The organism is Catenibacterium sp. CAG:290, assembly GCF_000437715.1.
Classification (GTDB): domain Bacteria; phylum Bacillota_I; class Bacilli_A; order Erysipelotrichales; family Coprobacillaceae; genus Catenibacterium; species Catenibacterium mitsuoka_A.
In genome coordinates this window covers 1-14,613 of record NZ_FR898780.1, presented here as the reverse complement: position 1 = coordinate 14,613, position 14,613 = coordinate 1, and the positions used below count along the sequence as shown (strand labels likewise).

Sequence of the window (14,613 nt, the reverse complement as noted above, 5' to 3'; positions counted from 1 at the left end):
GTTTTGATTGATTTTTGTTTCACACTTTACCTCTAAACAATAAGATGTCTGTGCATCAAATGTTTCTCCCTTTCTTAAAATAGTGCTTGGATTCTTTTCAATATGAATAGCGTCTGGTAAGTTCTGTGTTTCAATACATACTGCATCTCTCGCATTATAAGGTTCACCATTCTTACCAATACGTCCATCTAGATAGTTTGCTGTATAGATCTGTGCTCCTGGTAAAGTAGTGGATACTGTTAATCTTCTACCACTTTCTTCATCTTCTAATACAACCTGGTTCTTATCTGTAGTAAAGAAGAAATGATGGTCAAAACCATTACCAAGTTTTAATTGTGGATGATCTACTTCTACACGTTCACCAATCTTTGCAGGTATTCTAAAGTCAAATGGAGTACCTTCTACAGCTTCCTTTTCACCTGTAGCAAGACCATCTGCATCTACATGTTCATAATAATCAGCATCAATCTTTAAAGTGTGATTATAGATATTATGTTTATGTCCTGATAAGTTGAAATATGAATGGTTAGTAATATTAATTAAAGTATCCTTATCACTCGTAGCATGATAAGAAATAGTCAATGTAGTACCTTCTAAATGATAAGTAGCACTAAAATCCATATTACCTGGATAACCTTCTTCTCCATCCTTTGCATGATAAGTAAACTTAATAGTATAGTCATCTAAGATTTCATAATCAAAGATCTGATAACTAAATCCTTTAATACCACCATGTAAGCTATTAGGACCATTATTAATAGGTAAATGATATGTTTCACCATTTAATCCAAATGTTCCTTTTCCTATTCTATTCGCAACTCTACCTACTAATGCACCTAGATAACCATCTAGAGTCTGATATTGATTAAAGTCATCATAACCTAATACAACATCACCTTTTACTCCATTCTTATCTTCAACAATCATCTTAATAATAGTACAACCAAATGTTGAGACAACAACTTCCATCTCATTGTTCTTTAATGATAAATTTTCAATATTTCCAATTTTTTCTATTACTTCTATCACATTTATTCACCTCATCTTCGGAAACATAGATAATTCATACCTATTACTTAATATATTTTATCATGTTATGAATAATTATGTATACGCTTTCTAGAAAAAGTGAAGAATTAATAGACTTTTCTGTGAGTTGTAAAGACCGTATGTCTTTTACGCAGGAAAATATGTCTCATATGCACAAAATATAGACTATTTAATAATAATATATTATTTAAGTAGTAGAAGAGGATGGAATACTCTAAATTTAAAGATGTGACATAATAGAAAAATGGTTTAATACAATCGAGGTGAATAATATGATGAACTTTCTTCTAGCTTTGTATAGCAGTTTATTAATCAAAATCCTGCCATTATTAGTTGTATCGCTGTTACTTACATTCCTATTAGTTAAAGCTAAAATGCCAAAGTTTTTCTACCTTCTCATAGTTGTAGAAGTAATCGCAATATCTGTACTGCACTATAGCACTGTTGTCACATCAATAAGCTTATATATGGAAGAGAGAGTCTGGATTATACTCTTTAATATGGCTATCCTTGTTGGTATATATTTAATGATTCCTACTCTTTCAATCATCCTCTATAGAGTATTAAGAAAAAGAGGATATTAATGTGGACCCCATATTAAGGACATTAAATAAAAAAGTACTTAATTAGAAATGAAAATATCCTCTAGGTGTAATAAACCAGGAGGATATTTTTACGTACTATGTTTTTAATGCACTTTTTCCAATTCACTACTTGTTTTAGATCCAGTTTGATATAATATCTTTGTTATCGTCCTCCTTGAAAGGGGGTGATGCAGTTTGTTTTTTGAGTTTATCATAACCGTCATGGCGGGTGTTCTCACATACTACATCTGCAAATGGTTAGACGAATTTTTCAAACGATAACTAGCCTAGTGTTAACCCACTCTAAAAGTTAGAAAAGGTAAGGATTGGCAGATCCTTACCTTTTCGTTTGATGCAATTTGTTTTTTGAATTCAATTGAAGTTTAACACTTAACCACTTCATAGTCAAGTCGTCATGATATAAAAAATACAGTCATTACGGTATAAAAAATACAGAAATTAGAAATAAAGATATCCTCTAGGTGTAATAACCAGGAGGATATTTTTACGTACTATGTTTTTAATGCACTTTTTCCAATTCACTACTTGTTTTAGATCCAGTTTGATATAATATCTTTGTTATCGTCCTCCTTGAAAGGGGGTGATATATTTTGGCTTTCGAGTTTTTCATTACCGTCATGGCAGGTGTTCTTACTTATTACATCTGCAAATGGTTAGACGAATTCTTTAAACGATAACTAGCCTAGTGCTAAACCACTTTAAAAGTTAGAAAAGGTAAGGATCTGACCATCCTTACCTTTTCGTTTGATATATTTTGGTTTCCGAATTCAAATGTAGTTTAACACTTAACCATTGCATAGTCAAGTCGTTACTGCATAGAAACCACAGGAGCAATTGAGTTATTCTACTTCTTTTTCACATGCTTATAGATAATATCTTGTATCTATTCTACAGAAAAGAGTTCATGTTAAGCTATGATATTAAGCTAAGCGACTAAATGCTAAAACACTACCAATTTAACTAATAAGATTTTATAATTAGATAATACGCTTAGTGCTAAAATACTATAAAAGTTAGAAAAGGTAAGGATCTGCCAATCCTTACCTTTTCGTTTGATGCATTTTGATTTTCGACTTCAAATGAAGTTTAACACTTAACCTCAATATAATCAAGTCGTCACATATAGAAACTAGCGCAGTCGTCACATATAGAAACTAGCGCAGTTTATTTATTTCACTTCATATATTTGGTCTAAAAAAGGACTCGTGATGAGTCCTCTACATTAACAATCATACTGAGTGAATACGTCACTAACTGGTAAATCGTTTTCGATGTTTTCAATTGTATGTGCAAGTAATCCTGCAACAGATACAGAAACAAGTTTATCAAATTTCTTTTCTTGTGGAATTTCGATAGTGTTAGTAATAACAACTTCTTTTGCCGCACAAGTAGATAATCTTTCAATAGCAGGTCCAGAAAGTACACCATGAGTACATGCAATATATACATCCTTAGCACCTTTCTGTTTTAACATATCAACACCAGCTGTAATAGTACCAGCTGTATCGATCATATCGTCAATTAAGATACAGTTCTTACCTTCAACATTACCGATGATACCCATAACTTCAGCAACGTTTGGTTTAGGTCTTCTCTTATCGATGATAGCGATAGGGCAGTCAAATGCTTCAGACATCTTACGAGCTCTAGTAGCTCCTCCGTGGTCAGGAGATACAACACATAAATCCTGAACCTTCTTTTTACGGAAGTATTTGATTAATAGTGGTAAAGCCTGCATTTCATCTACTGGAATATCAAAGAATCCCTGGATCTGAGCTGCATGTAAGTCAACAGTTACAACACGGTTAACACCAGCTGTAGTTAATAAGTCTGCAACTAACTTAGAAGTGATTGGCTGTCTAGGTTTAGCTTTACGATCCTGTCTAGCATATCCGAAATATGGAATAACTGCAGTAATTTCACGAGCAGAAGCACGTTTTAAAGCATCAGTTAATACTAAGATTTCCATTAAGTTTTCAGTTACTGGATTAGAAGTAGACTGAACAATGAATACGTCCTTACCACGAACAGATTCACCGATTTCACATAAGATTTCACCATCTGCGAAGTGATGAACTTTGCAGTCTCCAACCTTAGTACCTAAAATGCTTGCGATATCCTGAGCTAATTTCTTGCTTGAAGATAAAGAAAATACTGTAATTTTGTTTTTCATATGTGTCCCCTTTTTTTATTTCTTGTTTCTTTCGTTATAAATCTTCATACGTTTTTCTTCTAAAACTTTTGCATAACCAGGTTTGTTCACCTGTCTAGCACGTGCGATAGACATTGCGCCATCTTCTACAGTTTCTGTTACAGTAGATCCAGCTGCAACAAATGCGCCTTCACCAACAGTCACTGGTGCAACGAGATTTGAATTACATCCAATAAATGCATTGTTTCCAATAACAGTCATTGACTTATTCTTACCGTCATAATTGCTTGTGATAGTACCACAACCAATATTAACGCCATCGCCTACTTTAGCATCACCGATATAAGTAAGATGAGCAGACTTGCTTCCCTTACCAAAATCAGCTTTCTTCATTTCCACAAAGTTACCAATGTGTACATTCTCTCTAATATGACAATTAGTTCTTAGTCTTGCATAAGGACCAATATCAGTACCGCTTTCTACAACAGAATCGCTTAATACTGAGAACTTGATTTCCACATTATCCTTAATATCTACATCTGTAAATTCACAATAAGGACCAATATGACAGTGTGCCCCTATAGTAGTATGTCCCTTGATAATACAACCTGGTTCAATGATTGTATCTTTACCAATCACAACATCAGTACCAATATATGTGTTATCAGTATCTACAATAGTTACGCCATTTAATAACCAGTTCTTATTTACTCTCTTCTGAAGTAACTTAGTTGCTTCAGCAAGCTGAACACGGTCATTAATGCCACCTACTTCACTGAAATCCTGAATCTTATAGCCATCAACCTTCTTGCCTTCTTCATTCATGATTCCAATTAAATCTGTAATATAATACTCACCCTGAGCATTGTTGTTTGTTACTTTCTTTAAAGCTTCAAACATTGATTTGTTATCAAAACAATATTCACCTACATTCATCTCAGTGATATCCATCTGAGATTCCTGTAAGTCTTTGAATTCTACAATTCCTGTTACCTGGTCATCTTCCTTAATAATACGACCAAATGGAAGTGACAAGTCACAATCACATGTCATTACAGTACCACTATTCTTACCATTCATATGATAATCAATAAGTCCCTGTAATGTTTCCGCAGTAATTAAAGGTGCATCTCCATTTAATACAAGAGTCATACCTTCTTTATCTCCTAGAACACTTTCTGCCATCATGACAGCATGTCCAGAGCCTTTCTGCTCTTCCTGTAAGACAGTAGTGACGTCGTTATCTAACAAAGCCTTGACCTGGTCAGCCCCATGTCCAACAACAACGACTGTTTCTGCGATATCTAACTTCTTTAATTCATCCACCACATAATTGATCATTGGTTTATATAAAACTTCATGAACAACCTTAGGTGCATCTGATTTCATACGAGTACCTTTACCCGCTGCTAAGACAACTGCATAAACTTTCATCGACATATCTCCTTTTTTTCCCCTACATTCTAGCAAAATTCAATTCAAAATAAAAGAGAAAAGGCGTAAGTTATCCCTTTTTCCTTTTCTCTGGATAGTAAATCTGTGTTTTTACTGCAAAACTATATTTCTTTTTAAAATATGGAAGCACTTTATCTATTAATTCAGGATCTTGAGTCATACCAAAAACAGATGAACCACTACCTGACATAAGAGCACCATCAAAACCAAAGTTCATCATATCATCCTTAATAGACTGGATATCCTGTACCATCTTAATAGAAGGAGCTTCTAAAGTATTACCTAAACAATCTACAACACCCTGATAATCATTCTTTTCAATTGCATGCTTCATTAAATCAATATCTGGGTGAACAGCTGTTTCTATATCTAAATCATCAAAACATTTCTTTGTAGAAACACCCTTCTTAGGTTTTACAATCAATAAATGACAATTAAAACGTGAACGATCAATAAAATGTAGATTTTCACCAATACCACCTACAACCGCAATACGATTCCATATACAAAATGGAATATCTGCACCAATCTCTTTACCCATCTCACACATATCCTGATAAGACATACGTAAATGGAATAAACTGTTCATTGCACGGAAGATAGCTGCACCATCGGCACTTCCTCCACCCATTCCAGCTTGAGAAGGAATATGCTTATAACAGTGGATTCTTACACCACTTTGGATATCAAACTTCTTGATTAATGCATCGGCCACCTTATACATGATGTTACGTTCATCAGTAGGTACACGGTATGTGTTTGTAGTAATTTCTATACCTTTTTCAATAGGATCGATAAGAATCAAATCATGAAGAACAATAGGGGCCATAATCATATTTAATTCATGATATCCATCTTCTCTTTCACTTACTACATCTAATGCAAGGTTTATTTTCGCATAAGCACGAATCTTCATAGTGTATGACTCCTTTCTAGTATTTTTATATAGTCATCAATGTTTAATTCCTCAGCACGTTTATTGGCAGGAATACCACATGATTCTAATAATTCTTTTGTTTGATCATGATATAAAGGCTTTAAGTTATTATAGAGTGTTTTTCTTTTTGCAGTATAACTTGCTTCAATCAGATCAATCAATTCCTGTGATATAACACGTTCTTTATGAATAGAAATAACAGCACTATCTACATGAGGTGCTGGCATGAATACATGTCTAGGCACATTCAATTCATATTGAACATCTCCTACATAATCAATCATCATCTTTAAAGGACTCTTTTCTTCAGAACAGAGTTTTAGTGCGACTTCTTTTTGTACCATAGCGACTAAACGATTAATAGGTGTAGAAGAAGACACAATCTTTGTGATGATTTTAGAAGTAATATAATAAGGAAGATTTGTGACAACACAGATATCCTTATAATCCTTTAGTTTATTACAGGCTTCTTCTAAATCAGCTTTCATAAAGTCCTGGAAGATGATTTCTACATTATCATGTCCTTCTAAAGAAAATGATAATACTTCTTTTAAACGTTCATCTATTTCAAAGCATAATACTTTACCAGCTTTATTAGAGAGCTGTTCTGTAAGAGCGCCTATACCAGGTCCTATTTCAATAACTGCTGTCTCCTTATCCAGCGAAGCATGATCTGCGATACTTTGAATAATACCTGGATCTACTAAGAAGTTTTGTCCATATTTCTTAGAAGGCTTTAAGTTAAATGTATTTAATATAAATTCTGTATTTGATTTTTTTGCGATATTTTCCATATCATTTATTATATAGGATATGTAAAGAAAAGACCATTGAGTTCCCTGAAAAATTCTTTTATAATGGTCAAAAAGGTGATGTATATGGATAGAAAAACAAAAATAATAGAAATAATAAGTAGTAGTGATAAACCTGTTTCAGCAAGTAAAATCGCGAAAGAATTAGGTGTTTCTAGACAGATTATTGTAGGAGATGTGGCATTACTAAGAGCATCGGGAGAAGATATTACTGCAACACCTAGAGGATATATATTAGATACTAATAGGAGTAATCTTTATACGATTGCAGTAAAGCATAATAATGATCAATTAGAAGAAGAATTAAATACTATTGTAGATTTAGGTGGTAAGGTTGAAGATGTGATAGTAGAACATCCTCTTTATGGAGAAATCAAAGGAAATCTACATATATATTCACGTTATGATGTCTCTAAGTTTATGTCTGCAGTTAAGGATAATGATATTGCGCCTCTTTCTCTATTAACAGATGGCGTTCACTTGCATACAATTACAGCACCTGATGAAGAAACATTAGAACGTATTAAAGAAGCACTGGATGAAAAGAATATATTATTAAAACAATAGGTTTTTAATTTCATCTTTAAAGAAATAGATGAATAATAATATGTTTCCAATAAATGGTAAAACTAACTTAAAACATAATATTGTAGGTAGTGAAGAAATTGAATATACATAAAAAAGAGTCAGCAGATAATGTCTACTGACTCTTTAATGCTTTAAGTACTTCTTCTTTTGTAATACCCATCATATTCAGTCTCTTAAATAATGCTTTCGCATTACCATAACCTAAATGAAAGGCATCATAGACCTGTAGTCTTCTCTTCTTATTTCCTAATACATCTAGATCAATAAATTCATCCCATGAAATAGATTCTTTAGCATCACTAAATGTAACTGCATTCTCTAATGCTTCAATAATTGCATCATGTCTTGCTTCCGCAATACCAAGCTTCTTCACACCCTTGGCATCTTTTTTTGCGACAAAGGCATGCTTTGCATTAGGAACAGCCTGAATAACTTTATTTCTAATCTGTGTACCAGGATAATCAGGATCTGTTAAGACAATGACACCACGTGTCTTGGCAGCAGTTTTAATGAGAGATAGAATATCTTCGTTGATTCCTGATCCAGATGTTTCAATTGTATCTACATCAAATAACTGTTTAAGTGTTGCTGTATCTGTTTTACCTTCTACTACAACAACTTCTTTAATCTTTCTCACAATAGTCTCCTAACTCAGTAAGTCAATCATACGTTCTATTGTACGTTTGACATCTCCCTGATCATAATAATAATCGAAATCTTTCTCAACCATTACAGTGAGTATAAGGCAGCATGTATCATAATCAGCCTGTGAAAGGGTTATACCCTTCACAGGTTTCTTTTTATACTTGTAGTCGCCTAATTCTTGTAATACACGTCTATATATTACAGGGTTATTCTTACAGGCTAATTTCTTTAATACAGAAATCTTATTATAATTCAGTTTTGATCTTATAAAGCCTAGAATAGCCCTACCTCGCGAGGGCGGGGTGGAATGTCCATCTTCCATATCTTCCTCCACTATTTAGATGATTCCATGTTTTTAAATGCTGTTGATAACATCAATTTAATACGGTTAAGCTGGTTTGTTTCACTAGCCCCTGGATCGTAATCAATCGCAACGATGTTAGACTGTGGATATTTTCTTCTTAATGCCTTAATGACACCCTTACCTGTTACATGGTTAGGTAAGCAGGCAAATGGCTGCATACATACAATATTTGGTGCACCTTCATCAATGAGTTCAATCATTTCACCAGTTAAGAACCATCCTTCACCTGTCTGGTTACCAATAGAAACAACTTCACTTGCTTTTTTCGCAATTTGATCAATAGGATGTGGTGCATCAAAACGATTTGATGCTTCTAATGCCTTAATCATATCTTTTCTTAAGAAGTCTACGAGTTTAATTGCTACATTACATAACTTAGCTGATTTCCAGCTTGCATCATAATGTTCATGTTCATACTGAGTATTGTAGAAACAATACTGGAAGAAGTCAATTAAATCTGGCATAACTGCTTCTGCGCCTTCTTCTTCAATAATCTTTACAATCTCATTATTGGCAGTAGGGTGGAATTTTACAAGGATTTCTCCTACAAGACCTACTCTAGGTTTCTTAATATCTAGAAGTGGTAATTCATCAAATTCCTTTACAATCTGATAAACGTTCTTCTTGAATTCCTTCATAGAACCATTTTCAACGTTTTCTTTACACTTTTCTACCCATGATTCATATAATTCATTAGCTGAACCTTTGACCTTTTCATACGGTCTTACACGATATAAGACTCTCATGAATAAGTCACCATACATAGCCCCAATAATAACCTTCTTAGCCACCTTATAAGTGATCTTAAAGCCTGGGTTAGATTCTAATCCCTGTAAGTTTGCTGAAATAACAGGTACATAATCCATATGTGCATCCTTTAATGCTTTTCTAATAAACGCAATATAGTTAGTTGCACGACATCCTCCACCTGTCTGTGAGATGATCAATGCCACCTTATGAGGATCATACTTACCTGAATTCAAGGCATTCATCATCTGACCTGTTACTAAGATACTTGGATAACATGCATCATTATTAACATACTTTAATCCCTGGTCTACAGCTTCTTTATCTACTGAAGGTAATACGACAAAGTTATAACCTTCTGAATTCATTGCAGTTTCTACAAACTGGAAATGAATAGGAGACATCTGAGGACATAAAATAGTCCATCTATCGTCCTTCATTTCTTCTGTGAATGATACTTTTTCAGATTCATATTTATTTTCTAAGTGTACAGTATTGTCTTTCTTCTTTACTGTTGCTTTAAGTGATCTAATACGGATTCTGATTGGTCCTAAGTTAGAGGCTTCATCAATCTTAATAAGTGTATAAATCTTACCTCTTGCCTGTAATAATTCAGCCACCTGGTCACTTGTAACTGCATCTAATCCACATCCAAATGATGTTAATTGGATAAGTTCAAGATCTGGCTGAGTTGTTACGAACTCTGCAGCACGATAGAGTCTAGAATGATATGTCCACTGGTCTACTACACGTAAGTCTAAGTTTTCTTTATTTAAATTACATACAGAATCTTCTGTTAATACGCAGAAACCTTCACTTGTAATTAAGCTAGCAATACCATGGTTGATTTCTGGATCCACATGATAAGGACGTCCTGCAAGGACAATACCCTTCTTATGGTTTTTATGCATCCATTCCAATGCTTCCTGACCCTTTACTTCAATATCTTTTCTTGCACGTGCTAATTCCTGATAAGCCTTATCAATCGCATTATGCATTTCCTTATCTGAAATATCATATTCAGCTAAAGATTCCTTCATTACCTTAAATAATGTCTTAGGGTTATTTAAAGATAAGAATGGGTTCTTATATTTCACGTGTTTTTCTTCTAAGCTGTCTACATTGTTTCTAATAACTTCTGGATAAGAAGCAACAACTGGACAGTTATAGTTATTACCTGCATCTTCATATTCTTTTCTTTCATATGCTACTGATGGATAGAAGATAAAAGGAATACCTCTTTCAATTAGGTTTTCAATATGTCCATGAGAAATCTTTGCTGGATAGCAGGCATTTTCTGATGGAATAGATTCAATACCCTTTTCATAGATTTTCTTAGAAGATCTTGCTGATAAGACGACTCTAAAGCCTAACTGAGTAAAGAATGTATGCCAGAATGGATAGTTCTCATACATATTAAGTACTCTAGGAATACCCACTTCTCCTCTTCTTGCATCATCTTTAGAAAGTGATTTATAACCAAAGATACGACCATATTTATAATCATAGAGGTTAGGTAACTTCTTAGATGTCATTGGAAGGTTAGCCCCTCTTTCACATCTATTACCTGAAATATATTCTCTACCATCATTAAATGATGTAATAGTTAACATACAGTTATTTGTACACTTACCACAGTTTCTAATCTTTGTATCATAGTCAAGTGCTTCTATTTCTTCTAATGAAAGAATAGTAGAAGGTTCATTGTCATCATTTTCAATCGCAATACGAGCCATACCATAAGCACCCATTAATCCTGCGATATCAGGTCTTACTACTTCAATACCTGTTTCTTTTTCAAATGCACGTAGTACAGCTTCGTTATAGAAAGTACCTCCCTGTACAACAACATGCTTACCAATATCTTCTTTACTTCTTAATTTAATAACTTTATATAACGCATTCTTGATAACTGAATAAGATAAACCAGCACTGATATCTTCTACAGAAGCACCTTCTTTTTGTGCCTGTTTTACCTTTGAGTTCATGAATACTGTACATCTAGAACCTAAATCAATAGGGTGTTTAGACTTTAATGCAAGTTCTGCGAATTCTTCAATCTTATAGCCTAATGATTTTGCGAATGTTTCTAAGAATGAACCACATCCTGCAGAACATGCTTCATTTAATGAAATGTTCTGAATGACGTTATCTCTAATAGTAATAGCCTTCATATCCTGACCACCAATATCAAGAATGAAGTCTACATCAGGTTCATAGGCTTTTGCGGCAGTATAATGGGCAATTGTTTCTACTTCACCAATATCTACCTTTAAAGCAGCTTTAATAAGGGCTTCACCATAACCAGTAACACCTGCTTTCGCAATATAACATCCTTCTGGAAGCATCTGATAGATTTCCTTCATCAGACTCATGATCAACTGTAATGGATTCCCTTCATTAGAACTATAGAAAGAGTATAAAATAGCACCCTGATCATCAGTCATGATGATCTTAGATGTTGTAGAACCAACATCGATACCTAAGAATACTTTACCTTTATATTTCTTAAGTGTTCTTTTCTTAGTGATATGAGTAAAGTGTCTTTCTCTGAATTCTTTTAATTCTGCTTCATCATTAAATAATGGTTCTAAGACATTTGTAAGTTCTGTAGGGGAGTCTGAAAGACCTTCTAAGTCTTCAATAATCTTAGAGATGTTTAATGGGCTTTCTACCTTTTCTTTCGCATTTAGACATGCACCCATAGCAACAAATAGCTGTGAGTTCTGTGGGAAGATGATTTCATCTTCAGTTAAACCTAATGTTTCAATAAAACGTTCTCTTAACTGATCCATGAAATAAAGTGGACCACCTAAGAATGCAACATTCCCTCTAATAGGTTTACCACAGGCAAGACCAGAAATAGTCTGATTGACGACTGCCTGGAAAATAGATACCGCAATATCTTCTTTAGATACACCTTCATTAATTAAAGGCTGAATATCTGTTTTCGCAAAGACACCACAACGTGATGCGATAGGATAGATTGTCTTATAGTTTTTCGCATATTCATTTAAACCAGCAGCATCAGTCTTTAACAAAGTAGCCATCTGGTCAATAAATGCCCCAGTACCTCCTGCACAAGTACCGTTCATACGCTGTTCAAGCTGTCCTTCAAAATAAGTGATCTTGGCATCTTCTCCACCAAGTTCTATAACAACATCAGTTTGTGGAATATATGTTTCTACTGTCTTTGTACACGCAATAACTTCCTGTATAAAAGAAATACCAAGCTTATCTGCAAGAGATAAACCTCCTGAACCAGTCATAACAGGATATAAATCAATATCACCCATCTGGTTCTTTACTTCAATTAATAACTCATAGATTGTTTTTCTAACATCTGAAAAATGTCTTGTGTACTTAGAAAATAAGCATTTATCATTCTCATCTGTCAAATAGAGTTTTACAGTCGTAGATCCTACATCAATTCCTAAATAATATTTCATATTTCCACATCCTTCTCTCTTTTTGTGTATTATATCGAACCTATATTAAACGAATTTTAAGAAATAATCTAGTTTTTTGCATAATAAAATTATAAAATATAACGATAAATACACAAAATTTAACTATTTGTAAGGAAAAGTACGGCGCTTGTCTAACAAAGTCAAAAAGAGGAAGGAAAGATGAAAATATCATCCTATCTCGTCCTCTTTTGTATGATCTACTATTCAATTATATAAATAATTCACACTCTTTTCTAATTAAACAAACCTTTGCGATTGCTGTTTCTATGACTGCCATCTTCTCTTGATCTAGACTTCTTGCTTGTTTTGGACAAATAACCACACAACGCATACATGAAATACATTTATCCTTGTCTGTCACTTGTGGGTTTTCTTTACTAATTGCACCTGTAGGACATTTTACTACGCATAAGCCACACTTTGTACATAAGGTATTTGCTTGAGGAATCGTTCCTCCACCTGCTTTCTTATAAGGTCTATGACCTGGAATATTCGGTTTAGTATTAATCTTATTAGGTGCTTTTTCTAGAATCTGATCACCAAATTCCTCTAATTGATGACAATCATTCTCATCCGGTCTTCCTGTCGCAAATTGATGGAAAATAGAATGTTCAGCAATGGCTGATATAGCCCCAATGACATCAAATCCAGCCTTATGTGCATAATCTTCCATTTGAACAAGTGTATCTTCATACGCCCTATTTCCGTATACCGCAACAATGACACATTTACAGTTATGTGCATTGATTTTCGCAAGTCTATCTAATGCAACTTGTGGCGCTAATCCTGCGTAAGTTGGCATAGCAATTACCGCAATATCATTTTCTGTCAATGATATATCTTGATAATTCTTATCTACAACTGAAAGATCTATGTCTTCTACATAACCCCAATTCTTTGTGATTGATTTTGATACCTTTTCAGTTCCACCTGTTGGACTGAATATAATTCTATACTTATTCATCATATTTTTTACCCAACTGCTTCCTTAATTTCCCTTTCATGATTTACCGCAAATTCACTTAGTTTGTAGGAACGGATTCTCTTATTAACTAATATTGGAATCACAAATCCATTCTTCACTAAACCAGCCAATCTATTAATAACTGTCTTATTTGTGACTGATAATTGTTTACTCACTTCTATCGGAGTAAACTCCCCTCGATAACTTGAAATCAACAATACTAATAATTCTTTTTCTCTCTCTTTTAAGAAAGATAAACTTCCTGCAATATCTTCCTCTTCAGAAGATAATTGTAGATCACACACTTTTCTAGAATACAACTTTACCATTCGCAGAAAGTAATTAATCCAAATTTCAGGATGTGGTGGATTCTCTCTTCCAGAATAATACAATGCAGGCAACCCCATTTGAATAGAGTCATAATATTCATCTACATCATATGCAAAATACTCTTCTAATGAACCAACCCCATTAAATCCATATCCATTTAAATCCATAATATATCCAGATAATAATCTTGCAGTTCTTCCATTACCATCCTCAAATGGATGAACAGTTACCAATTGATAATGTACAACCGCTGCAACAATCAATGGATGATCATCAGTAGTATTGACATACTCTATCAACTCATCCAGTAATCCTGGAACATCGCTATATTCTGGTGGAATATAATCCGGATTTCCTGTCTTAGAATCATATACTGCAAATAATACTCCTGGTGGCATAGGTCCTCTAAGGCCTATTTTTTCTTTAGAAGCACCTTTCTCAACTAATTTCTGAACATCTAAAATTAGATAATATGAAATGACCTCCTAGTTGTC

The 14,613-nt window shown here is 33.8% G+C and carries 11 protein-coding genes; 1 reads left to right on the top strand and 10 read right to left on the bottom strand.

The annotated features are described in order from the left end of the window. From QVO42_RS02475 to rsmA, 5 genes are all read right to left on the bottom strand, one after another. On the bottom strand, positions 1 to 1,029 hold a 1,029-nt coding region (locus tag QVO42_RS02475), incomplete at its 3' end, for an aldose epimerase family protein (protein WP_288163639.1). A 1,848-nt stretch (positions 1,030 to 2,877) separates the two neighbouring features. Beyond that, complete coding sequence (locus QVO42_RS02470; protein ID WP_022424603.1) at positions 2,878 to 3,828, bottom strand: ribose-phosphate diphosphokinase; 951 nt, start codon at positions 3,826 to 3,828, stop codon at positions 2,878 to 2,880. A gap of 15 nt (positions 3,829 to 3,843) precedes the next feature. Beyond that, entirely contained in the window at positions 3,844 to 5,241 is a 1,398-nt protein-coding gene (gene glmU, locus QVO42_RS02465) for a bifunctional UDP-N-acetylglucosamine diphosphorylase/glucosamine-1-phosphate N-acetyltransferase GlmU (protein WP_022424602.1), read from the bottom strand. A gap of 70 nt (positions 5,242 to 5,311) precedes the next feature. After that, the gene (gene ispE, locus QVO42_RS02460; RefSeq protein WP_022424601.1) at positions 5,312 to 6,178 is read right to left on the bottom strand and encodes a 4-(cytidine 5'-diphospho)-2-C-methyl-D-erythritol kinase; all 867 of its coding nucleotides are present in this window, start codon (positions 6,176 to 6,178) and stop codon (positions 5,312 to 5,314) included. After that, positions 6,175 to 6,993 (bottom strand): 16S rRNA (adenine(1518)-N(6)/adenine(1519)-N(6))-dimethyltransferase RsmA, encoded by an 819-nt coding sequence (gene rsmA, locus QVO42_RS02455; protein WP_022424600.1) that lies wholly within the window; start codon positions 6,991 to 6,993, stop codon positions 6,175 to 6,177. The genes ispE and rsmA overlap by 4 nt, the downstream gene beginning before the upstream one ends. Positions 6,994 to 7,077: 84 nt before the next feature. Between rsmA and QVO42_RS02450 the strand changes: the two genes are divergently transcribed. Continuing rightward, positions 7,078 to 7,578 carry a transcription repressor NadR gene (locus tag QVO42_RS02450; RefSeq protein WP_022424599.1) on the top strand — a complete coding sequence of 167 codons (501 nt, stop codon included), beginning with the start codon at positions 7,078 to 7,080 and terminating at the stop codon, positions 7,576 to 7,578. Between the two features lie 133 nt (positions 7,579 to 7,711). On the opposite strand, the gene rnmV is transcribed toward QVO42_RS02450, so the two are convergent. The 5 genes from rnmV to QVO42_RS02425 form a co-directional block, all read right to left on the bottom strand. After that, positions 7,712 to 8,236, bottom strand: a complete 525-nt coding sequence (gene rnmV / locus QVO42_RS02445; RefSeq protein WP_006504468.1) for a ribonuclease M5 — start codon at positions 8,234 to 8,236, stop codon at positions 7,712 to 7,714. Positions 8,237 to 8,245: 9 nt separating this feature from the next. Then, on the bottom strand, positions 8,246 to 8,566 hold the full coding sequence (locus tag QVO42_RS02440) for a hypothetical protein (protein ID WP_022424598.1): 321 nt from the start codon (positions 8,564 to 8,566) through the stop codon (positions 8,246 to 8,248). 11 nt (positions 8,567 to 8,577) lie between these two features. Then, the gene (locus QVO42_RS02435; RefSeq protein WP_022424597.1) at positions 8,578 to 12,804 is read right to left on the bottom strand and encodes a 2-hydroxyacyl-CoA dehydratase; all 4,227 of its coding nucleotides are present in this window, start codon (positions 12,802 to 12,804) and stop codon (positions 8,578 to 8,580) included. A gap of 229 nt (positions 12,805 to 13,033) precedes the next feature. After that, positions 13,034 to 13,792: a 4Fe-4S binding protein gene (locus tag QVO42_RS02430; protein WP_022424596.1), complete on the bottom strand. Its 759-nt coding sequence runs from the start codon at positions 13,790 to 13,792 to the stop codon at positions 13,034 to 13,036. Between the two features lie 5 nt (positions 13,793 to 13,797). Further along, positions 13,798 to 14,517, bottom strand: coding sequence for a Fic family protein (locus tag QVO42_RS02425; protein ID WP_022424595.1), 720 nt, complete (start codon positions 14,515 to 14,517; stop codon positions 13,798 to 13,800). Positions 14,518 to 14,613 lie beyond the last annotated feature (96 nt).